This is a genomic window from Streptomyces caniscabiei (assembly GCF_014930365.1).
Classification (GTDB): domain Bacteria; phylum Actinomycetota; class Actinomycetes; order Streptomycetales; family Streptomycetaceae; genus Streptomyces; species Streptomyces caniscabiei.
The window spans coordinates 21,200-44,140 of sequence record NZ_JABXWI010000037.1 but is presented as its reverse complement, the minus strand read 5'-3'; the positions used below and the strand labels follow the sequence as shown (position 1 = coordinate 44,140).

The following is a 22,941-nucleotide window of genomic DNA, read 5'->3' as shown; positions in this document are numbered from 1 at the left end:
GCAGCCCGTGTCTGACATCGCGGACCTCGGCCTCGTCGACGCCCACCACCACGTGTGGAACCTCGACCGACGCCCTCAGCCCTGGCTGGACGACCCGGGGCACGAACCGATCCGCCGCTCCTTCGACGCCGGCGGCCTGCGCACGACCGCCACCAGCGGGATCATGGGCCGCCGACTGGAGCGCAGCGTGGTCGTCCAGTGCGTGACCTCCCTGCCCGAAACCCGTGAGCTGCTGTCGCTGGCCGACACCGATCCTCTGATCGGCGCGGTGGTCGGATGGGCCGACCTGACCTGTCTCGCCATCAACGACATCCTCGACGGACTGCACGCCAGTCCCGGCGGCACCCACCTGCGAGCCGTGCGGCACATCGTCCAGGCGGAACCGGATCCCGACTGGCTCCAGCGCCCGGTCGTGGAGTCCGGGCTGCGCGCGGTGCGCGACCACGGGCTCGGCTACGACGTCCTGGTCCGAAGCCACCAGCTGCCCCAGGTGATCAGGCTCGCCGAAAGCATCCCCGACCTGCGGATCGTCCTCGACCACGCCGGGAAGCCACCGATCGCGGGGGGTGACCTGGCCGACTGGGAACGGCAGATCCGCCTGCTCGCCGCGCATCCGCAGGTGCGCTGCAAGGTGTCGGGCCTCGTCACCGAGGCCGACCACGCGAAGTGGACCGTCGCCGACATCCGGCCCGTGTGGGACGTACTGCTCTCCGCCTTCGGCCCCTACCGGCTCATGTTCGGCTCCGACTGGCCGGTCTGCGTGCTCGCCGGCGGCTGGAATCGCTGGGCCGCCACCGTCGAGGAAATCCTCCACGGCTGTTCCGCGAGCGAGACCCGGGCGATCCTCGCCGGCACCGCGTCCGACTTCTACCGCTTGGGTGCCTGATGAACACGGGCTGAGTGGGGGTGAGCGCGGGGCGTAGGTGAGCGCGGGGCGAGCGACGGTCGACCCTTACCTCCGGCCCGCTCATACGGTCCGGAGCCGGGGCGACCTCGTCGATCCCCCTCACGCATCCCAGTATCATCAACCACACGCTCGGCATACGCGACGGGGGACCAGGCCAGGCGGTACGCCACACCGCACAGCCGACGGGTCCCGGTCGTCTCCGGGCCGATCCGTCCGCCCGGGGTCTCGGCGGACCGGACATGCCGGAAACACACACGGACGAAGAGGGGGCACGGTGTCCCTCACGGACAAGGCCATCGAGCAGATTCGTGAGCTGATCCGGACCGGCGAGCTGCCGCCCGGTTCCAAGCTGCCTCCGGAACCCGATCTGGCGGCTCAGCTGGGGCTCTCCCGCAATCTGGCGCGCGAGGCGGTCAAAGCGCTTGCCGTCGCGCGGGTGCTGGAGGTCAAGCGGGGCGACGGCACGTACGTCACCAGCCTCCAGGCGAGCGTCCTGCTGGAGGGCCTCGGCGGTGCCGTGGAACTGCTCCAGGCCGACGCGGGCGCGCTGCTGGACCTGATGGAGGTACGGCGGCTGCTCGAACCGGCCGCCACCGGGCTCGCCGCGGTCCGGATCACCGACGAGCAGCTGGCCGAGGTCAAACACCACCTCGACGCGATGCGGGATGCCCGCGACGACGTCGAACTCCTCAACATGCACGACGCGGCCTTCCACCGCGCCGTCGTCGCGGCCACCGGCAACGAGTCCCTGCTGGCGCTGCTCGAAGGCGTCTCCGGTCACACGCTGCGCGCCCGGATCTGGCGCGGCCAGGTCGACGCCCAGGTCGCGGCCAGGACCGTCACGGAGCACGAGGCGATCTACGAGGCGCTCGCCGCCCGCGACGCCCCCCTCAGCCAGGCGGCCGCACTGCTGCACGTCAGCAGCACGGAAGGATGGTTGCGGGAACACCTGGAGTCCGACGGCTTCGACGGCTCTGCGTCCGACGCCCGCGCGAACTCCGCCTGACAGCAACCCCGTCCGGGTCCGCCCGCCCGGGGACGATCCGGGCGAGTCCCTAGTCCTGCCAGTAGAACAGCAGGGTGTCGACGCTGACGGGTGCACGCGCGCCGAAGTAGTAGACACACAGGCCGGGGACGCATATCGCACTGGTGGTCTCGTCGATCCAGCGGAAGCCCGCGGATTCGAGGGCCTGACGGGCGGTCGGGTCGGGTTCGGCACTTGTGACGAACCGTCCGAGGGTACTGATGAACAGTTCGTTCTCGCCGAACTCCATGACGTGGTACGTCCCGTCGCCCTGCCCGTGGTGCTCGCCGCAGGAGACGGCAGGCATCGGCGAGAGGCCCGCTTCGGTCAACGCGGCCGTCGCGCGCCCGACTTGCTCGTTCTGGTCCGGACGGACGGGCGGTTCGCTGCACAGGGCTTCGACACGCCATCGCGGATCGCTCTGTCGTTCGCAGCCGCTCGCGTACTCGTGCAGGATCGCGCCGCGGAGTTCGTCGTCCAGACCGGCCACCTCGACCCGCGGACGCCCCAGGGTGTCGTAGACGCGCCGGGTCTCGGCAACGTCACCGGTGAGGCGATGCAGCGCGTATGCGGCCCAGAGCTTCGCCTCGACCGTCGGAGCCTCGTCGAGGTAGCCGCGGACGCGTCGCGGATCCGACAGGAGCGACTGGGCCAGGTAGGCGACTTCACGATCGGGGTCCGCCAGTGCGTCGGTCACGTCCGCCGCGGCGCGATGCCGCATCCGGACCTGGAAAGCCCGGTCCTCGGGCCGCTCGTCGCCGAGGTCGGCCAGGACCACCTCGACCCCGTACCGCGTCACCAGCGCGTCCAGTCCGGCCTCGCCGACGCCCTGCCGACGCGCCCACGGGGACGCCGCGAGCGTCGCCAACTCGCGTGCGGCCGAGCGATCGCCGAGCATGCCGCGTGCCTTGAGGAACGCCTCGGGCATCCCGTACGACCGCTCGTGCCGCCGGTCCTGGTGCTTCAGCCACGGCAGCAGTTCGGCCCGGTCCGCGAGAAGGTCGAGAAGCGCGATGCGCACCTCGGCCACATCGCCCGGATCACGAACACGTGAGATCAAGTGGGCGACATGCTGTTCCGGTACCCGCTCCCCCAGCGCCCGCGCGCAGGGCACGCGGCGCCACCAGGGGTAGGCCGGGTCGGCCACGTAGCGTGCGAGTGCGTCGGCGTCGAGCCTCCTCAGACCGGCGATGTCGGCCTGCCCCGCGTCCGGCACCCATGTCTCGATGTTCCGCATACGCGGATGCTAAGCCCCGAGCAGGCGCTGCCGCGGAAGCCGTCAGCGACCACCGCACCGGCGGCCGGAGATGAGTGAACCCGAGGCAACCACCCACGGTGCCAGGCCAGTTGCTCGCCCTGTCCGAGCCTCCGACCGACGCCGGTGCGGGACGGCGCCGCGCCGGGCCGCACCACGGCTCGGCTTCGGCGGCGTCGTCCGGCAGCGAATCGCGTCGAACCCGGGCCCGATCTCAGGCCAGTCGGCGGACCACCGCCTCCGCGACGGCCTTGGCACTGCTGGGGTTCTGGCCCGTGATGAGACGGCCGTCCTCGACGACATGGACGTCGAACGGCTTCTCCGCGAGGCTGTACGACGCGCCGAGTTCCTTGAGCCGGTCCTCCAGGCTGTACGGGACGGCCTGCGCCCGCTGGGCGAGTTCCTCCTCGCGCCAGGAGAAGCCGGTGACGTTCCGGCCCTTCACCAGCGGCTCGCCGCTGCTCAACGTGACGTCGAGCAGACCGCACGGGCCGTGGCAGACGGCCGAGACGATCCGGCCGGACTCGTAGAAGCGGGCGATGAGCGTCTCCAGCGCCTCACTCTGGTGGAAGTCGAACATCACGCCGTGGCCGCCGGTGAGGTAGATGGCGTCGTAGTCGTCGACCTGGACGTCGGACACGGCCACGGTGTCCCTGAGCTTGTCCATGAACGAGCGGTCGGCGTACCGCTTGTCGGTGCCGAGGTCGTCGAGGACCGCGTGGGAGAGGCTTTCCGGGTCGAGCGGCACGGGCCCCCCGTCGATGCCGGCGATGGTGACCTCGAACCCGGCCTGTTCGGCGACGTCGTAGAAATGCGTCAGCTCGCCCAGCCAGAGACCGGTGCGGTATCCGACCGTCTCGTACTCGCCGACGCTGGTGACGATGACAAGGATGCGGTTCGTGCGGGGCATGGGATTCCTTCTGTTGCGGATCGACGTCGAGGGCGAGGCTCCTGGGACAACCCTGGAGTGGTCTTCCAGGCACCTCCCGGTACTTCGGAAGTGAAGCGGGACGCGTCGTCTAGTACGGGAGTACTACCGTCCCTCCTCCCCGAGGCCGAGGACCTCCGGTCTCTCGGCGATTCTCCCCCACCCCGCCGCCCGCACCCGGCCCGGTGCGACATGGCCGACCCCGCTGACGTACCGGGCCATGCGTGCTTCGGGAGGAGGCCGACCAGTACCGGAGGAGGAGGCGGCGGCGCCGTATTCGCTTCCCCGGTGCCGTAGGCGGCCGCGATTGCGCGCCTAGCTTGATGGACGGGTCACGCAGACCCACCCAGTTCTCGTCATCCGTCCCGTAGTTTCCCAGGTGGGAGTACCTCTGTGGCCACCTTCCTCTACCGACTCGGCCGGCTCGCCTTCAGGCGCCGCCGCCTCGTGGTGATGCTGTGGATCGCCGTCCTGGCGGTCGTCGGCATCGGCTCCGCGAGTGTGTCCGGCACGCCGTCGGACCAGTTCACCATCCCCGGCACCCAGTCGCAGAAGGCGCTGGACCTGCTCGACAAGGAGTTCCCCCAGGCCGCCGCCTCGGGCGCCACCGCCCGGGTCGTCTTCGAGGCCCCCGACGGGCAGCAGTTGACGTCCGGCGCCCACAGGACCGAGGTCGAGTCCCTGATCGCCGACCTGAAGAAGGCGCCCCAGGTCGCGAACGTCAGCGACCCCTACGCCAACCGTCTGATCAGCCGGGACGGCACCATCACCTACGCCCAGGTGACGTACCGCGTCGCCCAGGCCGATGTCACCGCGAAGGCGCGGGACGCCCTGCACGCCGTCGCCGCCGAGGGCGAGAAGGCGGGCCTGGCGGTCAGCCTGGGCGGCAACGCCGTCGAGGCGAAGGAGAGCGCGAAAGCCGCCGAGCTGATCGGTATCGCGGTGGCCGCCGTGGCACTGGTGATCACCTTCGGCTCGCTGCTCGCCGCCGGCCTGCCGCTCCTGACCGCCCTCCTGGGCGTCGTCATCGCGATCCTGTCGATCACCATCGCGACCGCGATATGGGACATGAGCTCCTCGGCGTCGACGCTCGCGCTGATGCTGGGTCTGGCGGTCGCCATCGACTACGCCCTCTTCATCGTCTCCCGCTACCGCGGCGAGATCCGGGCGGGCCACGAACCCGAGGACGCCTGCGGACGCGCCCTGGGCACGGCCGGATCGGCGGTCGTGTTCGCCGGCCTGACCGTGGTCATCGCGCTGGCGGGGCTCAGCGTCGTCGGCATCCGGCTGCTGTCCGACCTGGGCCTGGCGGCGGCGTTCGCGGTCGTCGTGGCCGTGGTCGTCGCGCTGACCCTGCTGCCCGCGGTCCTCGGCTTCGCCGGCACACGCATCATGAACGGCAACCTGCGGACCAAGCGCATGCGGGCCCTGGAGCGCGGCGAGGGCGAGCCGATGGGGGTGCGCTGGGTGCGGCTCGTCATCCGCCGCCCCTGGCGGGCGCTCCTCGCCTCGGTCGCCCTCCTCGGTGTGCTGTCCGTCCCCGCGTTCGCCATGCAGCTGGGCATGCCCGACGACAGCACCGCCCCTCCCGGCAGCACACAGCGGATCGCCTACGACACCCTGAGCAAGGGATTCGGACCGGGCTACAACGGCCCCCTCACGGTCGTCGTCGACGCCCGGCACAGCAAGGACCCGAAGGCCGCGGCCGAGGAGACCGTCGCCGCGCTGGACGAGCTGCCCGACGTCGCCTCCGTGAGCCCGGCCGTGTTCAACACCTCGGGCGACGTGGCCCTCATCCGCGCCGTCCCGAAGAGCTCCCCGAACAGCCAGAACACGGTGGACCTCGTCGGGGAGATCCGCGACACCACCGCCCCGGCCGTGCTGGAGGCCACGGGCGCGGAGGTCGTGATCACCGGCACGACCGCCCTGAACATCGACGTCTCCGACAAGCTCGGCGACGCCCTCGTGCCCTACCTCCTGGTGGTCGTCGGCCTGGCCGTGATCCTGCTGCTGCTCGTGTTCCGCTCCGTCCTGGTGCCCGTGAAGGCGACCCTGGGCTTCCTGCTCAGTGTGACGGCGACGCTGGGCGTCCTCGTCGCGGTGTTCCAGTGGGGCTGGCTCAAGGACGTCTTCGGTGTCGACACCACCGGGCCCATCGTGAGCGTGATGCCGATCTTCATGATCGGTGTGGTCTTCGGCCTCGCGATGGACTACCAGGTCTTCCTCGTCACCCGGATGCGGGAGGAGTACGTCCACGGCGCCGAGCCCACCGAGGCGGTGGTCGCCGGCTTCCGGCACGGCGCGCGCGTGGTGACGGCCGCGGCGATCATCATGATCTCCGTCTTCGCCGGCTTCCTGCTCGCCGACGCCGCGCTGATCAAGTCGATCGGTCTGGGGCTCGCGTCGGCCGTCCTCTTCGACGCCTTCGTCGTCCGTATGACGATCGTGCCCGCGGTCATGGCCCTGCTGGGTCGCCGGGCCTGGGCGCTGCCCCGCCGGCTGGACCGGATCCTGCCCGATGTCGACGTCGAGGGCGAGAAGTTGCGGCACGTCCTGGACGGGCAGGCCACCACGACACAGCCGGGCGGCGACGCGGAGCCCCCCGGCGCCCAGGACAAGGCGCTCGCGCCCGCCCGCAGGGGCCAGGACTGACCACCCCGCCGCTCGCGGCGGCCCGGCGCACGTGATCCCACGCAGCGCGAGCCGCCGCTCCGGACGCCGTCCGTCGGCCCTCACCCCCGTGGGGCCGACGGACGGTCCGCAGGTACCTCGGAGACACCCGCCGTGACCTCAGCATCGAAGGCCCACCCCATCGACCCCGGTACCCTGCTGGGCAGTTCGGAGGACCGCACCGTCGTACGGCTCCTGACCCTGCTGACCTCGGTGGGGCGGGCGGACCAGGCGCATCCCCGCATCAGGAGGTGGGGGGTACCCCTCCTGTGCGCCGCGCTCGGCCTCCAACCCCTGCTGGATCACAGCGCCTCCGGACCCGCACTCCCCGTCCCGCTGCTCCTGCTGGCCGGAATCACCGTCCCCCTGCTGTGGCGCCAGAGCCGTCCGGTGCCGGTGTTCGCCCTCGTCACGGGCTTCTCCGTGGCGGAGGCCGCGTGCGGGGTACTCACGCACGCACACTTCCTCGCCCAGCTGATCATGCTCTACAACCTGGCCCGCTTCGCGACCCCCCGCGCGCTGGCCTGGGCCGTGTCGATCGCCGTGCCCCAGACGCTGATCACCGTCCTCGCCTTCTCCTCCGACGTGCAGCTCGCGCGCATCACCACCGCCCTGGCCCTGGCCGTCATGCTGACGCTCAGCATGATCGCGATGGCAGGACTGGGCCTGGGCGGCCGGGTGGCACGGCTGTACATCACCGCACTGCGGGACCGGGCGGTCCGGCTGGAGGTGGAACGGGACCAGCGGGCCCGGCTCGCGGAGGCGGCGGAACGCACCCGTATCTCGCGGGAGATGCACGACATCCTCGGCCACACCCTCGCCGTCGTCGTCGGTCTCGCCGACGGCGCGGCCGGGTTGGCCGAGACCGCGCCCCGGCGAGGCGCCGAGACACTGCGGATCATCGCCGACAGCGGGCGCGGCGCCCTCGCGGACCTCCGCCGGCTCCTCGGCACCCTCCGCGACACCGTCACCGCCTCCCGCGAGACCCCCCTGGCGCCACAGCCCGGCCTGACCGACCTCGATGCCCTCCTGGAACGGATCCGGACCGCCGGCCCCACCGTGACCCTGCGCACCGAGGGAACTCTCGCCGGACTCCCTGCAGGACTTCAGCTCACCGTGTACCGCATCGTCCAGGAAGCACTGACCAACACCCTCAAGCACGCGGTGCTCGCCACGACGATCGACGTGGCTGTCGTGGCGACCTCGCACGTCGTACGCGTCGCCGTCGAGGACAGCGGCCCGCCCCGCGCCCCGCGCCGACACCCCCGCGACGACGGGGGACAGGGCCTCCTCGGCATGCGCGAACGCGTCTCGCTCTACCAGGGGACCGTGACCGCCGGCCCGAACTCCCGGGGCGGCTGGAGCGTCCGAGCGGAACTGCACCTCGCCCCACCCACCCCGACCCCCACCCACGCGCTCACGCCCACGGAGAGAAACCCGGCATGACCACAGTCCTCATCGTCGACGACCAGGCCCTGCAACGCCTCGGCTTCAGCATGCTCATGGAACAGCACCCCGACCTGACCGTCGTCGGCGAGTCCACGCACGGCGCCGAAGCGGTCCGCATGACGGCCGAACTCCACCCGGACGTCGTCCTGATGGACGTCCGCATGCCCGGCATGGACGGCATCGAGGCGACCCGACGCATCGTCACCTCCGGTGGCCGCTCCCGCGTGCTGGTCATGACCACCTTCGACCTCGACGAGTACGCCTACGACGCCCTGCGCGCCGGAGCCAGCGGCTTCCTCCTCAAGGACGCCCTGCCCGAGGAACTCCTCGCCGGAATCCGGGCGGTGGCGGCCGGGGACGCCGTCATCTCACCGGGCCTGACCCGCAAACTCATCGACGCCTTCACCACGCGCCTGCCCGGCCACAGCCCCGAGCAGACGCGACAACTGGAGGTCCTCACCGAACGCGAGATCGAGGTGCTCACCGCGGTCGCCGGCGGTTGCAGCAACGCCGAGGTCGCCGAACGCCTGCATCTGGCCGAGACCACCGTCAAGTCCCACGTCAGCCGCATCCTCGCCAAGATCGGTGCGCGGGACCGGGTCCAGGCGGTCATCTTCGCCTACGACGTGGGGCTCGTACGGCCGGCCTGAGCAGCCGGAGCGGTACACGGTCACTCAGCCACCGAGCCACACACGGGCGGTGGTCGCCGGCGGCGGCCACCCGCGAGCGGAGACGAGCACATGAGCACGCGCATCGAAGCACATGACGGAGTCCGTCCCGGCCCGGGAAAGAGCCGACGGCGCGGGCCGACACACCGGACGCGTCCGGTGCTCAGGACCACGGGCACGCCGGCCGACCGACCGGGGCGGAGCGACCGGTCCGGCGCTGATCCCCGGCACGACGCGCTCTCCGGGATCGCCCGCCGCGTGGCCGTGGGGAGCGCGCTGATACTCCTCGTCAGTGGAGTCGTCTCCGTGGTGGTGTGGTTCTGCGTCACGTTCGAGACCGTCGTGACGCCGGTTCTGTTCGCCCTGCTCGGCGCGGCGCTGCTCGGGCCGCTCTACCGCCGGCTCGTCGCGATGAGGATCAACAAGTCGCTGGCCGCCGGGCTGACCTGCGCCGCCGTGGTCGTGGTCATGGGCGGGGCGGCGTACATCGTGGTCACCGCCCTCATCGACACGGGCGACCAGATCATCTCCTCGCTGCGCGACGCGGCCGCGTCGATCGAGGAGAGGTTCGAACCGGCGGGGGCCTCCCTCGACGATCTCGCCGCGAACGCGAAGGGCCTGCTGTCGAAGTTCGGCGGCACCGCCGTGTCCGGCTTGCTGAGCGGTGTGAGCGTGATCGTCGAGATGGCCGCGACCGGAACGCTCGCGATCCTGCTCATGTTCTTCTTCCTGCGCGACTCCGACCGGGCCGTCGCCGCGCTCCACTCGCTCGCCCCGCGCGGCTCCGGTGGGACGTTGGAAGTCATGGCCCGCCGCGCCTTCCGGGCGATCGAGGGCTTCATGCGCGGCACCACGATCGTCGCCTTCATCGACGCCGTGTGCATCACCGTGGGCCTGCTCGTCCTGGACGTACCGGGCGCGGTGGGCCTCGGGGCACTGGTCTTCATCGGCGCCTACATCCCGTACCTGGGCGCGCTCCTGTCCGGCACGGTCGCGGTCCTGGTCGCCTTCGCCGACGGTGGCCTCGGGACAGCGCTGTGGGTCCTCGCCATCGTCTTCGTGGTGCAGCTCCTCGAAGGCAACGTGCTCCAGCCGATGATCCAGAGCCGCACACTGCAGATGCACCCCGCGGTGATCCTGCTGGCGATCACCGCCGGCGCCTCGGTCGCCGGCGTCCTCGGCATGCTCCTGTCCGTGCCCATGACCGCGGCCGTGTTCGGTGTCATGTCGGAACTGCGGGGCCGGTACGAGGGCACGGGCGCACCGTTGCGACACGACAGCTGACGCCGGCCGCCCCGCTCGTCGATTCCGGGGCGGGCGTCACGCGATCAGTCGGGGCGAACGGCTCGACGCAGGTGCTGGGCCATCAGGCCGTAGACGTCTCTGGCCGTCTCGGCGTCGTTCTGGTCGTAGCCGTGGTCGGCGCCCGGCACGTCACGCCGGTCGCGAAGCGCTCCGGCGGCGCGCAGCCGCTCGGCGTAGCGCAGGCCCTCGGCATGGAGGAGGTCGTGCTCCGGCGTGATGACGAGGGCAGGGGCGATACCGGTCAGGTCGGCCGTGTCGGAGGGGTGGGCGGGGGAGACCAGACGATCGCCGCGCATGGCCGGGTCCGGCACGTAGGAGGTGTCGAAGATGTCCGCCATCCACGGCCTCAGCAACGGCTTGGCGATGACCGAGCGCTTGTCGCGGGCATCGGTGACGAGGTCCAGCGGGGGATAGTGCAGGATCTGCAGAGCGATGGAGGGACCTCGCTTCTCCAGCGCCTGACGGGCCACCGCCGCCGCGAGGGCCCCGCCGGCACTCTGGCCGCCCACGGTGAGGAGGCCGCCGTCCCAGCCGTGTTCGGCGCCGTGCCCGGCCACCCACTCGACCACCTCGTACGCCTGGAGGGGCGGCGCGGGAAACGGGTGCTGCGGCGCGACGACGTAGTCCACGTTGACCACCACCACACCCGCTTCGGCCGCGAGGAAACGGCACAGCGGATCGTCCAGCTCGACGGGCGGCAGGACGAAGCCGCCGCCGTGGAAGTTCACATGGACCGGCGGCAGGGGTGCGTCGGCGGGACGGTCGGGGACGTACACGACCGCGCGGGCCGGGGCGACGGAGGTCGGAACGGTCAGCTCACGGGTGTTCCTGGGGTACTCCGGATAACGCTTGTGGAGGGAGGACGCGACATGGCGGTCCGCCAGCAGGGCATTCAGACGCTGCATCACTTTGGCGGCGGGGGAGGCCAGCGCGGGCCGGGCCAGGAGGGACATGACAGCTCCGTTCGGTGGGAGGGCGCGCCGGGCTCGCCGCTTCGAGGGGCGGCCACACGACGCGACACCCTGCTCCTGCCGGACCCGCCCGAGGTGCCCTGTGGCGCATGTCCAGGCTAGTGATCCGGTACGGGAGGAGCATGGCACCGAGGAAGTGAAAAGGGCCGGGCCGACCGGTACCGGAGTAGGGGGCCGCATCCTCCGAAAGGACAGGCGCGCCGTTGCCCTCGGTCAAAGACAAGCGAGATAGCGACCGAAAATCTCCTGGCTATCGGGAGTGAACGTCCACTGCCGCAGAGCCCGCCGCAGTTCGGACTCGGTCAGCCACCCGTACCAGGCCACCTCACCCGGATCGGGGGCGACGACCTCCGAAAGCACGGCATCGCACACCCCGAGCCAGTGAGGGCTGAGCCCGCCCCGGTTGAGGAACTTGCACCGCAGGCGCACCGTTGCCGACGACCCCAGCTCCTCGCTGAGCTCGCGTGCGGCTGCCTCCTCATAGGACTCGCCGACTCCTACGGCGCCCCCGACCCCGAGTTCGTGATGCCCCGGGAAACGGGACAGCTGCTCGGCACGCCGATGGACGAGAAAGCGGCCTTGTCCATCACGGCACACCACCGAAGCAACTCGATGAAGCCAGCCCTCCCCGACGGCCTCCCACCGGCCGACCACCCCCACCACACGGTCCTGAGCGTCGACGCGTTCCACGAGTTCATCGGCGCCGGGTGAGCGTCCGTTCGGCGCAGACATCAGGCAGAGTCCTCCTTCTTCCTGAGCTCGGCGAGCTCGTCGAAAGTACGGATGAGGACTGCGCGGCGCTCTTCCCTGTAACCCGCCGAGACCTCCAACTCATCGATGTAGTCCTCCCACACCGCCATGTACGTCCTCTTCCACTCCTCGACCACGTCGGCCTCGGGCAGCGACGCCCCCACGTAGCCCTGCCGCGCCAGGAGGCTCAGCAGCTCCAGGTTGGCCGGCACCGCCACTCCCCAGTACTCGTCGGGTTCGATCCCAACCGGGTCGCCGGCCATCGCGTCCACCACCTCGGTGATGAGCCGGTCCGTCAGGACCGACAGATGGTCTGCGGCCGTGTCGTTCTCGAAATTGCCGGTGCCCCAGTCGCCCACGTGGCCTCCTCTGCTCTTCGGGTCGGTGCGCGAGAGTTGTATCAGCGCGCATTGACAACCGGGCAAGCGCACAGAGGTGCGGCGGCTGGGACGCACTGAACGACGTGGACATGCCTCAGCCGGCCAGCAGCGCCCGCAACCACTGGTCTTCGCGTTGCTCGATGTACTCGGCGTCGTTTCGCCAGGCGTCGCCATGGCCTTCAGCCCACAGCCTCGCCCAGGGCAGGGTTCCTTGGGCTGCCTGGTCGCGCAGGAAGTCGTGCATGGAACGCGTACGGCGCCCCAGTAGGGGGACCAACCGGCGGCGTTCGGACTCAGCCAGACCGTAGGCGTCGGCGAAGACTCGCAGTCGGCCCGCCGCGTCCGGGCTCTGCCAGTCCGGATGCGCGGACAGCGGGATGAATCCGTGCATGGCGTACGCGACATCCCACAGGCGCGAGCCGGGACCCGCACCGTCCCAGTCGATGAGGGCCCACCGCGCCTCGTCCGCGACCACGAGGTTCCAGGGGGCCAAGTCGTTGTGGGCGATGATGTCACCGCCCTCTGCGGGGATCAGCGTCTGCCACCGCGCATCGGAGGGCGGCGTGAAGTCCTGCACGGCGTCGTGGAAGTCCCGGATCAGCCGTGCCACACGAGCCAGTTGACGAGCGGGTTCCATCAGCGAGAACCGCTCGGGCCAGACCACATCTCCCGCCATGAAGGTCAGGACCTCACGCCCCTGATCGTCAATGCCGAGCGGACGAGGCGCCGCGCCGAAGCCCGCCTCGTGCAGGTGGGCAAGCAGGGCGTGCACGGCCGGAGTCCATGGTCCGGCCGGACGGCGAACGGTGTCCCCGACGCGAACGACACCCTCACTGACGTTGCCACCGGACAAAGGCTGTTCATCATCGTGCCGCATCGAACCAGTGTGTCGGATCAGCTCGTCATGATCACCCCATTAAGGGGGACCGTGAGAGTAGGGACGGAGGGAGGTTGAAGAACAAGCTCAACGTTGGGCGGGTGAGCTGGGATGTGTTCATCATGAGGCTTCCGCCCGAGCTCGGGGACTTCCCCGAGGACGGGGACCCGCCGAGCCTGGGCTCGGGCCGGGATGTGCGCGCTGTCCTCACCGCGGAGTCCGCGCGGTCGGCCTCTGGTCCCGGGTCCGCGGTCTGTGGCTTCCCGCTCACGCCCTGATGCGCGCTCTCCCCGATCACGCTTCCTTCAGTTTCTCGACGGCAGCGACAGCCAGGCTGCGTGCCAGACGTCTCCATGGTCGCATCACCGATGCTCGGCACCTTCTCGAAGCACACGGAGTGGTCGCGCAGGAACGTGGCGCGGGCATCGATGAAGTCCTCCGCGGCCTCGGTACCGGACTGCCGGGTGGTGGCCTCCTCCCGGCGATACTCGATGTCGATCGTCACGACGTCCGGATTGTTCCGTCAGGTCACAGGTCATCACATGTGTCCTTCCGGACGCCACCGACTCGGGATTCCGTCAGGGACAGGGGCGCACCGCACGACAGGTCGTTGCCGGCGGTGCCGCGCGGCTCCCGTGTCAGGTGCTCGAGTCGGTGCGTACGAAAAGGCAGAAGGGGTGGCCCGCCGGGTCGAGCAGCACGCGTACGTCGTCCTGGGGCTGGAAGTCCGCCATGGTCGCTCCCAGGGACAGGGCACGGGCGGCGGCTGATGACAGGTCGTCCACCTCGATGTCGAGATGCAGCATCATCTGCTGGGCGGACCCGGTGGAAGGCCACTGCGGGCGCCTGAAGAGCGGCTCTGTCTGGAAGGACAACCCGGCGCCCCCGTCCGGCGGCGCGATCTCGATCCAGTCCGCTTCGTCCTTCCGCCTCGGCCACCCGAGCAGTCCCTGGTAGAACCGCGCGAGTTCGTCGGCGTCCGGGGCGTCGAGGGTGGTCGCGGCCAATGTGAAACGCGGCTGATGCTTCATACGGTGCTGTTGCCCGGTTTCGGCGCGCGGATCCGCGTGGCAGGGCTGAGCGGGGTCTCCTCGATGGCCGTACGCACTCACGGGGGTGCCGTCAGGTGCGGTTCACTGCCGGGAGTCGCCGAGATCTACCGCCGATCCCGTGGCCGTTGCCCCGTCGTCGGCGCCCTAACCCTGCGTCGGGTTGCTGTGCAGCTTGCGCCGTTCCCGGCGGTCGGGGTGGCGGATGACTACTCCCGCCATGCCGCCGGACCCAGTGAGCCGGATCAGCGGAGTTCCCGGGAGCCGGTCGGGAGTGGTCATGTCCGTCAGGCCGCCGGCACCGGGATCCATGCCGCTGGTGTCTGCGGCCCAGCCGTCGGGGATGATGATCGTGACTCCGGATGTCTCCCCGTACGCCTCCACTGCGACCTCCGTGAGGCGGCACTCAACCCGGGTGAAGTCGACCTTCACACCCCCCACGCCTCCGCGCGCGATCACGTGCCCGGGAACCTCCCAGCGCCCGGGGCCTCGAGACGCGCCATATATGCCGCCCTTGAGCACCAGCGGCGGCTGGTTCTCCGGGGAATTCAGCCTCGGCAAGTCGGCGGTCACGACGGCCAACTCGGCGTAGGTCTTCGACTTCAGCGCCTGCTCCAGGCGCGAATCCAGCTCATCGAGATCGATTCGTCCTTCGGCTGCCGCATCGCGCAGCTGCTCCACGACCGCTTCCCGGTCGTCGTGAGAGGCGCGGATCTCTCCTGGTAAAGCGGGGCGCGGAGAGGGCTCCGGAGTCTGGGTAGGCATGGCCACAAGGATAGGCGGCCAGCGGACCGAGCGGGTTGGGACTGCACATCTCCATCACTGCCCAGTAGGGCTTGGTTGTCCTGGATGGGGAATGGCGTGTCGGCCTCACGGAGGTGAGGGCCATGACCCCGTAGGAGTTCAGCGAGGCCCGGGGCCGGCTGGAGGCGCAAGTCGATGGAGCCGATGGCGGCGCGGCCGGGGGTGGACCGGCCGGGAATGCAGCAGTGTCCGGCCGGTTCCCCGTAGTCGCACCAGATGGCGCCGGCCGAGGTGGCCTGGAGGATGGTGCCGGGCCCGGATCACCGCCTATGCGGAGCGCGAGCGGTCCGAGCATCAGATACGCCCACCAGGCCCGCACTGATCGGGGGCGGGCGGAGGCTTCGATGGCCGGGAACGATGTGCGCCCTCGGCCATCGAAGGCTCCGGCACAGGTCATACGTCGTTCGTGGAGCACGATGACGGCGGCGGGGCAGACCGCTGTCGCTGTATGCAGGAGCACGACGAGCGCGTGCCCGCTGGCGCTTCTTCACGTCGGCGAGGGCCTCGGAGCCGGCGAGGGCGCCGGGCTCGGTGGGCAGGACTTCCCGGGATTCGAAACTTGCCACTTCGGCACGCCGGCCCCAGGGTGGCGACGGCCGGCCGAGCCACGGACCCCCGGGTGGCTGTGGGGGCTCGTCCCCGTGCGTCCGGTCACACGTGAGCGATGAGTTCGGGCGGCCGGCCGGGTCTACCCTGTATGACTCGCATCATCGCTGACATCTCGGTCTCTCTCGACGGCTACGTCACCGGGCCCGACCCCGGGCCGGACACCGGCCTCGGCACCGGCGGCGAGGCCCTGCACACCTGGGCTTTCTCCGACGACCCCGACGACCGCCGCCTCCTGCGCGAGGCGACCGCCCGCTCGGGCGCCGTCGTCCTCGGCCGTCACCTCTTCGACGTGGTCGACGGGCCGAAGGGCTGGGACGACACCGTCGGCTACGGCGCGGGCGAGGTCGGCAGGCCCGCTTTCGTCGTCGTGACCAGCACGCCACCGGCGTCGGTCCGGACGAGCGGCCTCGACTGGACGTTCGTCACCACCGGTCTGCCCGACGCGGTCACCGCCGCGCGCGAGCGGGCCGAGGCGGCGTCGTCGGACCGTGGCAAGGACCTCGACGTCGTGCTCATGGGCGGCGGCGCCACGGTCGGCTCGGCGCTGGAGGCCGGACTGGTCGACGCGCTGACCCTGCACCTCGCGCCCGTCGTGCTGGGCTCCGGGACACCCCTGTTCACCGGCGGGACGCCACGCACGCTGGTGCGGCGGAGCGTGCTCGCGACATCGACGGCCACGCACCTGACCTACGACGTCGAGCGGTGATCCGATGACCACCCTCCACATCCGTGAGATCACCCTCGGCGTCGAGTCGTTCGGCGACGACGACGCACCGCTCGTCCTGCTCGTCGGCGGGACGACGATGCTCTCCTGGCCCGACGCGCTGTGCGAAGGCCTCGCCGCCGGCGGCCGTCGCGTGGTGCGCTACGACCTGCGCGACAGCGGGCAGTCGACGACGAGGGATCCGGAGGCGCCCGCCTACACCCTGCGCGACCTGGCCGCCGACGCGGCGGCCCTTGTCGACGCGCTCGGCGGTGGCCCCGCGCACCTGGCGGGGATCAGCGTCGGCGGGATGGTCGCCCAGGTGGCCGTCCTCGACCATCCCGGCGCGTTCTCGGCGCTCACCCTGGTCGGCACGCGCGCGGTCGCCCCCGGCCCGCCCGACGACGACCTCCCCGACCACGACCAAGCGGCGATGAGCCGGCTGTTCACGCGGCCGCTGCCCGACTGGACCGACCGCGAGGCGGTCGCGGAGTTCACCGCCGGCGGTGCGGAGATCCTCGGCGACGACCCCGTCACCGCGCGGGAGACCGCCGCCCGCGTCTGGGACCGCACGCCCGGCACCGCACCCCCGGTCCAGATGGCCAACCAGATGGGCATGGAGTTCTCCCGCCTCGACTGCGCACCTCGCTGGCGTGAGCGGCTGCCCGAGATCACGGTCCCCACGCTCGTCGTCCACGGCCGTCGCGACCGGTTCTTCCCCGTCGGTGACGGCGAGGCGATCGCCCGCGAGATCCCCGGCGCACGACTGCTCGTCCTCGAGGAGGCCGCCACCGCGCTCCCCGCTGCGGCGATCGACGAGGTGACCGCCGCGATGCTCTCACTCGCCCAGCGGCCGGAGGCGACAGGACCCCGATGAACCGGACGGCCCCACAGGCAGGAGCACGATCCGCGGCGTGAGTTCAGGTGAGGGCGCTCTCGTACGGAGTGATTGCGCCAGCCCCGCCCGGGCCGATGTCGTGCCGGCGGTTTCATTCGCGCGTGTTACCGAGGAGGTGGGCCCTGACTTCGTTCTTGAGGACCTTGCCCACCTTGGAGCGGGGCAGGTCGGGCCACACCTCGACCTGTTTGGGGGCCTTGACGCCCCCGATCCGGGACCTGACGAAGTCACGGATGCCCGAAGCGGTGACACGGGTGGCGCTCCCCCCGGTGTGGAGCTGGACGACGGCGGTCACCCGCTCGCCCCACTTGTCGTCGGGCATGCCGACCACCGCGCAGTCCTGGACGGCGGGGTGCTCCATCAGCGCCTGTTCGACCTCCGCGGAGTAGACGTTGAACCCGCCGCTGATGATCATGTCCTTGGCGCGGTCCACGATGAACAGATAGTTGTCGGCGTCGAGATAGCCGACGTCCCCGGTGTGGTGCCATCCGTGCCGGAACGCCTCCTCGGTGGCCGAGGGGTTCTTGTGGTACCCCGCCATCACCAGGGAGCCGCGCACCACGATCTCACCGCGCTCGCCGGGCGGCAGCAGTCGGCCGTCGCCGTCCATGACGGCCACCGTCACCAGGGGAGACGGGCGTCCGGCGGAGGCGAACCGCTCGACGGCGAGCGAGCCGTCGGCGTGGAAGTGGTCCTCCGGCGCCATGGTCGAGATCATCATGGGCGCCTCGGACTGGCCGAAGAGCTGCCCCATCACCGGGCCGATCCGCTCGATGGCCTCCCTCAGCCGGGCCGCCGACATGGGGGCGGCGCCGTACCACAGGCAGCGCAGGGAGGTCAGGTCCGTGGAGGGCAGGTCGGCGTGCCCGAGGAGCATGTAGATGAGCGTGGGCGGCAGGAAGGTGTGCGTGACCCGGTGTCGCTCGACCAGCGCGAGGAACTCGGTGAGGTCCGGCGTCGGCATGATGACGATCTCGCCGCCCAGCGTCATCACGGGGAAGCACAGCACCCCGGCGGCGTGCGTCAGCGGCGCGAGCGCCAGATAGACCGGCCGGTCGCCCGACGGGCCGAACGGGTAACTCATCAGCGTCAGGGCCGACATGGTCTCGATGTTCCGGCCGGTCAGCATCACGCCCTTGGGGCGGCCCGTGGTGCCGCCCGTGCCGACGAGCATGACGGTGTCGTCGACCGGCGCGACGGGACCGACGGGGTCCGCCCGCTCCGGGGTGGCCGGGACGCCGTCCAGCCAGGTCTCCAGCGGGGTCGCGAAGGACGGGGAGCCGTCGAGGCAGACGAGCGTGGTCAGTTTCGGCAGCTCGGGAAGGATCTGCGCGACCAAGGGGGCGTACGACTCCTGGAAGATCAGGCACACGCAGTCGAAGAGGTCGAGCAACTCGCGGTTCTCGGCGGCCTCGTTGCGCGGGTTCACCGGGCACCACACCGCGCCCGCCCGGGAGATGCCGAACACGCAGGAGAAGGCGGTGGGATCGTTGGCGGACAGCACCGCCACCTTGTCCCCGGGCCGCACGCCCGACCGGCCCAACGCCCGGGCCACCCGCCGGGACAGGCCCTGCACCTCGCCGTAGGTGAGCGTGTGGTCCCCCGTGGTGAGGCAGGGGGCGTCGGGTCCCAGGGACGCGCCCTTGTCGAGACAGTCGGTCAGACGCACGGCGTCATCCTCGTTCCTCCATGGTTCTCGGGAAGTGGTCCGGCGGTCGTCGAGAAGTCACTTGTGGACGGTGAGGACCGGGTCCAGGACGAGCCCGAACGCCTTGAGCGCGCCGAGCAGTTCACGGTGGCCGAACGCCTGGCACGCGGAGGCCGCACCGACGCGCCGGGGCGGCTGCTGGAGCAGGCAGTACGCGGCGTACGCCTGGAGCAGTCCGGTCTGCTTGTAGTTGCTGTGGCCGTGGATCACGCAGTGGGCGCGCCCCAGCGGCCCCGAGGCGTGGACGGAGTCGATGGAGGTGTTGACGCGCGGGTTCTCGCGGGGCGGCATGCCGGCCTGCACCGAGGCGGCCACCTCGGCCAGGGCGGCGTCCTGCTGCTCGGCGGGGAGGGTCTTGATCTGCGACTCGACCATCTTGACCGTCTCCACCACGCCCTGCATGACGCCGCGGTCCATGACCCCGCCGAGCACCTTGCACGTCGCCACCCTGGGGTCGTTCTTGAACCACACGGGGTGGAGGGTGCCGCCCCACGGCAGGGCGAGTGCCGTCTCGTGCTGTCCGGGGACGGCGACGTCGACGGCCGTGAGCGGGTCCCACCTGCGGTACTGGTTCTCCTCCAGGTAGTGCCAGTCGGCCTTGAGGATGGTGAAGATCGTCTGGGTCGACGCGTAGGTGGGGAAGCCCTTCCACAGCACCAGCACGTCGAGGGTGTCCAGGCCGGGGGTCTCCAGACAGATGTTGGCCGCGATCTCGCCGGTGGTGTACATCTGCGCGATGCCGGGAGACAGCAGCAGGCCCTTCTCGGCGTACGCGTCGCCCCACCGCGCCTGGGCGTCGAGGGCCCAGTCCTGCTCGCCCGTGGTGTCGAGGTAGTGGCAGCCGGCGGCGAGGGCTGCCTCCACGACCTCCGGCCCGTACTTGATGAACGGGCCGACCATGTTGCTGACCACCTTGGCGCCGCGGAAGAGCTCGGTCAGCGGTCCGACCGCGTGCTCGACCTCGACCACCTCGTGGTCCACGGTGTCGATGCCGGGGACCTTGTCGAGGACTTCCTGGATACGGGCCTTGTCACGGCCGGCGGCGACGAAGGGGATGTTGTACTCGCGGAGGTACTCGCAGACCAGGCGGCCGGTGTAGCCGGAGGCCCCGTAGACGACGACGGGCTTGCTGTTGCTCATGATCGGTCGGCCTTTCGTTAGGGGAGGGAGGGGTGGGCGGGGCCGTCACATGCCCATGCCGCCGTCGACCGGCAGGCCGGCCCCGGTGATGAAGCGGGCACCGTCGGAGGCGAGGAAGACCACGGCGTCGGCCATGTCGGTGACCTCGCCGAGCCGGCCGAGCGGCGTCAGCCCGATCACGCCGCCGACCGCCGCCTCCGCGCTGGGGAAGAGCCCCAGCGTCTCCATGTCCGCCGCCAGGCGGGCGCCCATCTCGGTCGGGACCAGACCGGGGTACACGCAGTTCACGCGCACGCCGTAGCCGAGCTTGCCCGACTCCAGCGCGGCCACCCGGGTCAGCCGGTCCACCGCCGACTTCGTCGCGGAGTAGCCCGCGATGCCGGGGAAGGCGATGGTCGCCGCGACCGACGCGATGTTGACGACCGCGCCGCCCCCGCCTGCCGGACCGCCCGGGCGCATCGCGCGGAACGCGTGCTTGATGCCGAGTGCCGTGCCCAGGATGTTCACGTCGAGCATCCGGCGGACGTCGGACGGGTCGAGGTCGACGACCAGTCCGGAGATCTCGATCCCGGCGTTGTTGACGACGATGTCCAGGCCGCCCAGTTCGTCGACCGTCTGCGCGACCGCTGACTCCCAGCTCGCGTCCTCGGTGACGTCGAGGGAGACGAACCCGGCGTGCGCGCCGGACTCCCGCAGCGCGTCGGCGGTCGCCTTGCCCGCCTCCTCCTGGATGTCGCCGATGACGACGGCGGCCCCGGCACGGGCCAGTGCCTCCGCCATCCCCGCGCCCAGTCCGCGAGCCCCGCCCGTCACCAGCGCCTTGCGTCCCGTCAGGTCGTACACGCTCATGGAACCTCTCCTCGTCGAGATGGCTGAGTGGCGTCAGCGTCGGCCATTTCTGGACACTCGTCAAGAGTTTCTTGGACGCTCGTCAAGGTTTTACTGGACGAGTGTCAAGGGAATCGGTGCGGGAGCGTCCCGGCCGCGATAACGTGGGGGCGGAGCCCGCGCGGGGCGGGGCCGGTGGAGAGGTTGACGGGAATGCAGCTGTGACGCAGACCGTGCGCAAGGACGGCAGGGACGGCAAGAACGCGGACCGGATCTCCCGGCGGCAGGTCGACAAGTTCGCCGAGCGCCGGGCCCAGCTGGCCGCGTCCGCGCTACGGACCCTGTCCGAGCTGGGCTACGCCCGTACGAGCCTCCGCGAGATCGCGCAGAACTCCGAGTTCTCGCACGGCGTCCTGCACTACTACTTCCGCGACAAGGTCGAGCTGATCACCTACTGCGTGCGGCAGTACAAGGCGGAGTGCGTCACCCGCTACGACGGGATCGTCGCCACCGCCGACTCGGCCCAGGCGCTCAGGAAGGGCTTCGCCGAGGCGATGTCCGGGACCCTGCGTGACGACGCGGCCCTGCACCGGCTCTGGTACGACCTGCGCAACCAGAGCCTGTTCGAGGAGTCGTTCCGTGACGACGTCCTCGACATCGACCAGAGCCTGGAACGCATGATCTGGCGCATCGTCAGCCAGTACGCGGACCTGGCCGGTGCGCCCGCCGCCGTCTCGTCCCCCGTCGCCTACGCGCTCTTCGACGGGCTGTTCCAACAGGCGCTGCTGAGGCACCTGAGCGGCCGCGAGAGCGCCCCGTCCGACCTGGAGGCGAGCGTGGCCCAGCTCCTGGATCACCTGGTCGCAGCTGCCTGAGCGCAGCCGCCGCCTTCGTTCTCGATGTGGTCCTTGCGGGTCCTACGGCCTTTCCGGTCCTACCGCAGATGCCGGTCAAGGAAGGCGATGACGGTGTTCCAGGTGGGGGTGGTCGGGCGGGCGGGTGTGGTCCGGCCGTTCCGCGCGGTCTCCTTGTAGGCGCCTTCGCGGACCGCGTCGTCGCTGAGCATCTCGAAGAGCGTGCCGTGAGCCGCCTTCGGGAAGGAGTACATGCCGGTGTCGTGCCCCTTGTCCGCCAGCTCCTCGAACAGCAGACGGCCCTGGTGGTAGGGGACGAGGGCGTCCGGCTCACCGTGGAAGATCAGCGTCGGCGGGACGGGGCGCCTGCCGACGTAGGTGAGCGGGTCGGTGGGGGCGATCTGCTCCTCGGTGCAGTCCGGGACGGTGCGACCGACCAGTCGTGACTCGGGGGAGCGCGGGTCGTTGTGGCACCCGGTGGTCCCCATGATCGCGTTGAACTCCTCGCAGTTGCCCGGCATGTGGGCGTCCATCTGGCGGAAGTCGGTCGGCGGGTAGAAGGGGATCGCCGCCTGTACGGCGCTGGAGGGGCCGCTGACGCCGACGTCGCCCTCCGTCGCGGGGTCGCCGGTGGTGACGGCGGCCATCGCGGAGGCCCAGCCGCCCGAGGAGTCGCCCATGATCGCGACGCGCCCGGGGTCGAGGTTGTACCTCTCGGCGTTGGCCCGCAGCCAGCGGATGGCGGCCTTGACGTCGTGCAGCTGGGCCGGGAAGCGGGCCTGTGAGGTGGAGCGGATGGACACGCCGGCCACGGCGTAGCCGGCCGGGTTGAGGTGGGCGGCCACCTTGTCGGCGTCCCGGCGTCCGTTGTCCGCCAGCCAGGCGGAGCCGCGGGTCGAGATCACCAGCGGGACGGGCTTCCTGGACTTCGGTACGTACAGGTCGAGCAGATGGCCCTCGGTGCCGGCGGGCTGGGCCGGCGCGTAGGCGAGGTCCTTGGTGATCTGCACCTCGGGAGTCGCCTTCTTCCCCGCTCCGGGGGGCGAGGTCGCGGCCCTCGCCGTGGTGACGAGGGTGACGGCGGCCCCCGCCGTGGCGGCCACCGCCACGGTCAGCGGAACGCGCCTTCCGCGCGACCATCCCGACTGCGTTCGTGTGTGCATC

General features: G+C 70.8%; 21 protein-coding genes. 9 read left to right on the top strand and 12 right to left on the bottom strand.

The window, feature by feature from the left end:
• The first annotated feature begins 7 nt into the window (after positions 1-7).
• Both HW837_RS47100 and HW837_RS47095 read left to right on the top strand, forming a co-directional pair.
• Entirely contained in the window at positions 8-886 is an 879-nt protein-coding gene (locus HW837_RS47100) for an amidohydrolase family protein (RefSeq protein WP_193382157.1), read from the top strand.
• A 295-nt stretch (positions 887-1,181) separates the two neighbouring features.
• A complete protein-coding gene (locus tag HW837_RS47095; RefSeq protein WP_193382141.1) occupies positions 1,182-1,913 on the top strand; it encodes a FadR/GntR family transcriptional regulator in 732 nt (243 codons plus the stop codon).
• A gap of 49 nt (positions 1,914-1,962) precedes the next feature.
• Here the strand turns inward: HW837_RS47095 and HW837_RS47090 are convergent, their stop codons facing one another.
• Together HW837_RS47090 and HW837_RS47085 are read right to left on the bottom strand one after the other, a co-directional pair.
• Positions 1,963-3,168, bottom strand: coding sequence for a hypothetical protein (locus HW837_RS47090; RefSeq protein WP_193382142.1), 1,206 nt, complete (start codon positions 3,166-3,168; stop codon positions 1,963-1,965).
• A 232-nt stretch (positions 3,169-3,400) separates the two neighbouring features.
• The gene (locus HW837_RS47085; RefSeq protein ID WP_193382143.1) at positions 3,401-4,096 is read right to left on the bottom strand and encodes a type 1 glutamine amidotransferase domain-containing protein; all 696 of its coding nucleotides are present in this window, start codon (positions 4,094-4,096) and stop codon (positions 3,401-3,403) included.
• 411 nt (positions 4,097-4,507) lie between these two features.
• On the opposite strand from HW837_RS47085, the gene HW837_RS47080 reads away from it, so the two are divergent.
• The 4 genes from HW837_RS47080 to HW837_RS47065 all read left to right on the top strand — a co-directional run bounded on the left by HW837_RS47080 (position 4,508) and on the right by HW837_RS47065 (position 10,185).
• Complete coding sequence (locus HW837_RS47080; RefSeq protein WP_193382144.1) at positions 4,508-6,766, top strand: MMPL family transporter; 2,259 nt, start codon at positions 4,508-4,510, stop codon at positions 6,764-6,766.
• A 132-nt stretch (positions 6,767-6,898) separates the two neighbouring features.
• Positions 6,899-8,230, top strand: a complete 1,332-nt coding sequence (locus HW837_RS47075) for a sensor histidine kinase (protein WP_193382145.1) — start codon at positions 6,899-6,901, stop codon at positions 8,228-8,230.
• Positions 8,227-8,883, top strand: a complete 657-nt coding sequence (locus HW837_RS47070; RefSeq protein ID WP_045563298.1) for a response regulator — start codon at positions 8,227-8,229, stop codon at positions 8,881-8,883. Before HW837_RS47075 ends, HW837_RS47070 begins: the two co-directional genes overlap by 4 nt.
• 282 nt (positions 8,884-9,165) lie before the next feature.
• Positions 9,166-10,185, top strand: coding sequence for an AI-2E family transporter (locus tag HW837_RS47065; RefSeq protein ID WP_313895677.1), 1,020 nt, complete (start codon positions 9,166-9,168; stop codon positions 10,183-10,185).
• A 44-nt stretch (positions 10,186-10,229) separates the two neighbouring features.
• Here the strand turns inward: HW837_RS47065 and HW837_RS47060 are convergent, their stop codons facing one another.
• The 6 genes from HW837_RS47060 to HW837_RS47035 all read right to left on the bottom strand — a co-directional run bounded on the left by HW837_RS47060 (position 10,230) and on the right by HW837_RS47035 (position 14,998).
• Positions 10,230-11,159, bottom strand: a complete 930-nt coding sequence (locus tag HW837_RS47060; RefSeq protein ID WP_052683197.1) for an alpha/beta hydrolase fold domain-containing protein — start codon at positions 11,157-11,159, stop codon at positions 10,230-10,232.
• 231 nt (positions 11,160-11,390) lie between these two features.
• Positions 11,391-11,909 carry an NUDIX domain-containing protein gene (locus HW837_RS47055; RefSeq protein WP_045563297.1) on the bottom strand — a complete coding sequence of 173 codons (519 nt, stop codon included), beginning with the start codon at positions 11,907-11,909 and terminating at the stop codon, positions 11,391-11,393.
• Positions 11,909-12,286, bottom strand: coding sequence for a DUF4259 domain-containing protein (locus HW837_RS47050; protein ID WP_193382147.1), 378 nt, complete (start codon positions 12,284-12,286; stop codon positions 11,909-11,911). Before HW837_RS47050 ends, HW837_RS47055 begins: the two co-directional genes overlap by 1 nt.
• Positions 12,287-12,401: 115 nt before the next feature.
• Positions 12,402-13,184: a phosphotransferase enzyme family protein gene (locus tag HW837_RS47045; protein ID WP_045563295.1), complete on the bottom strand. Its 783-nt coding sequence runs from the start codon at positions 13,182-13,184 to the stop codon at positions 12,402-12,404.
• Positions 13,185-13,822: 638 nt separating this feature from the next.
• Positions 13,823-14,215 carry a VOC family protein gene (locus HW837_RS47040; protein WP_045563293.1) on the bottom strand — a complete coding sequence of 131 codons (393 nt, stop codon included), beginning with the start codon at positions 14,213-14,215 and terminating at the stop codon, positions 13,823-13,825.
• Between the two features lie 165 nt (positions 14,216-14,380).
• The gene (locus HW837_RS47035; protein ID WP_045563292.1) at positions 14,381-14,998 is read right to left on the bottom strand and encodes a DUF1707 SHOCT-like domain-containing protein; all 618 of its coding nucleotides are present in this window, start codon (positions 14,996-14,998) and stop codon (positions 14,381-14,383) included.
• A 736-nt stretch (positions 14,999-15,734) separates the two neighbouring features.
• Here HW837_RS47035 and HW837_RS47030 point away from each other — a divergent pair.
• Both HW837_RS47030 and HW837_RS47025 read left to right on the top strand, forming a co-directional pair.
• Positions 15,735-16,352 (top strand): dihydrofolate reductase family protein, encoded by a 618-nt coding sequence (locus tag HW837_RS47030; protein ID WP_193382148.1) that lies wholly within the window; start codon positions 15,735-15,737, stop codon positions 16,350-16,352.
• A gap of 4 nt (positions 16,353-16,356) precedes the next feature.
• Positions 16,357-17,226 (top strand): alpha/beta fold hydrolase, encoded by an 870-nt coding sequence (locus HW837_RS47025; RefSeq protein ID WP_193382149.1) that lies wholly within the window; start codon positions 16,357-16,359, stop codon positions 17,224-17,226.
• A gap of 112 nt (positions 17,227-17,338) precedes the next feature.
• Here the strand turns inward: HW837_RS47025 and HW837_RS47020 are convergent, their stop codons facing one another.
• From HW837_RS47020 to HW837_RS47010, 3 genes are read right to left on the bottom strand one after another with little or no spacing between them, the layout of a single operon-like run.
• Positions 17,339-18,916 (bottom strand): acyl-CoA synthetase, encoded by a 1,578-nt coding sequence (locus HW837_RS47020; RefSeq protein WP_093792454.1) that lies wholly within the window; start codon positions 18,914-18,916, stop codon positions 17,339-17,341.
• Between the two features lie 57 nt (positions 18,917-18,973).
• Positions 18,974-20,095 carry a DUF5938 domain-containing protein gene (locus HW837_RS47015; protein ID WP_193382150.1) on the bottom strand — a complete coding sequence of 374 codons (1,122 nt, stop codon included), beginning with the start codon at positions 20,093-20,095 and terminating at the stop codon, positions 18,974-18,976.
• A gap of 45 nt (positions 20,096-20,140) precedes the next feature.
• Positions 20,141-20,944 carry an SDR family NAD(P)-dependent oxidoreductase gene (locus HW837_RS47010; protein ID WP_045563287.1) on the bottom strand — a complete coding sequence of 268 codons (804 nt, stop codon included), beginning with the start codon at positions 20,942-20,944 and terminating at the stop codon, positions 20,141-20,143.
• Between the two features lie 200 nt (positions 20,945-21,144).
• Here HW837_RS47010 and HW837_RS47005 point away from each other — a divergent pair, with 200 nt between their 5' ends.
• Positions 21,145-21,798, top strand: a complete 654-nt coding sequence (locus tag HW837_RS47005; protein ID WP_196790432.1) for a TetR/AcrR family transcriptional regulator — start codon at positions 21,145-21,147, stop codon at positions 21,796-21,798.
• A gap of 59 nt (positions 21,799-21,857) precedes the next feature.
• Here HW837_RS47005 and HW837_RS47000 read toward each other — a convergent pair whose 3' ends face one another.
• Positions 21,858-22,940 carry an alpha/beta hydrolase gene (locus HW837_RS47000; RefSeq protein WP_093792458.1) on the bottom strand — a complete coding sequence of 361 codons (1,083 nt, stop codon included), beginning with the start codon at positions 22,938-22,940 and terminating at the stop codon, positions 21,858-21,860.
• Between the last annotated feature and the right edge of the window lies 1 nt (position 22,941).